The organism is Caenispirillum bisanense (genome assembly GCF_039523075.1).
In the GTDB taxonomy this organism is placed as follows: domain Bacteria; phylum Pseudomonadota; class Alphaproteobacteria; order Rhodospirillales; family Rhodospirillaceae; genus Caenispirillum; species Caenispirillum bisanense.
Genome location: NZ_BAAAEP010000129.1, coordinates 1 through 832, shown reverse-complemented (window position 1 = coordinate 832; position 832 = coordinate 1). Strand labels below are relative to the sequence as shown.

1 pseudogene is annotated in these 832 nt (G+C 74.8%); it reads right to left on the bottom strand.

What is annotated here, in order from left to right:
• Window positions 1–832: pseudogene (locus ABD056_RS22760) on the bottom strand (hypothetical protein); the annotation flags it as partial.

The following is an 832-nucleotide window of genomic DNA, read 5'->3' as shown; positions in this document are numbered from 1 at the left end:
TCAGCCACGGGCTGGTGGTCGGTTTGGCCCAGTCGGTGGTGGCGTCCCAGGCGACGATGGCGCGGTCGCCCAGTTCGGCGGCGAAGAGGGAGCGCAGGACGTGGCCCGGTCGCTTCTCGGGCAGCAGGATGCGCGGGCAGGACACCGGCGCCGTCACCGCGGGCGTGGTGGCGGCGAGGACGGGGCGGATGCCGCCATGCTGCCGGTCGAGGGCGGCGATCACCGCCGGCACGTCGGCCTCGGAAGAGGCCACCACCACCGGCGCCCGCGTGGCGCGGCGGATGGCGACGGCGGCCTCATAGTCGGTGGTGACGATGACGGCGGCGCCGGGGCCGATCTGCCGGCGCGGGTCGATCAGGTGCATGGTGGGGCCGGCGACGGTGCCGACGTCCAGATGGCGGCCGGCGCCATTGAGCAGGCGCAGGCCCTGGAGGCGGCCTTTCGCGTCGCGGAAGGGGATCACCAGGTTGCCGGCCTCGTCGATGCGGGTGCCGGCGCTGACCCGCGCCCGCTCCTTCAGCCACGGTGAGGGTGGTGCATCGCGCCAGCGGCCGGCGGCACGCCAGCGGGCGAGGATGGTGGAGATCTCCGGCGACACCCGCTTGGGCGGCGCCGGCTCGGCGTCGCCCAGGACCAGGGCCAGCGCCTCCTGATGCGCCATCAGGATGACGAAGGCGAAGGGGTCGTTGTAGGCCTCCATCATGAGGAAGGCCTTCCAGTTGCGGGCCACCTTGCCCAGCAGCGTCGGGCGCTTGCGGCCGCGCTGGGCGAGGTAGGCCCGCCACAGCGGCGCCATGCCGGGCCGGCGCAGCAGCGGCCGGGGCGTGTAGCG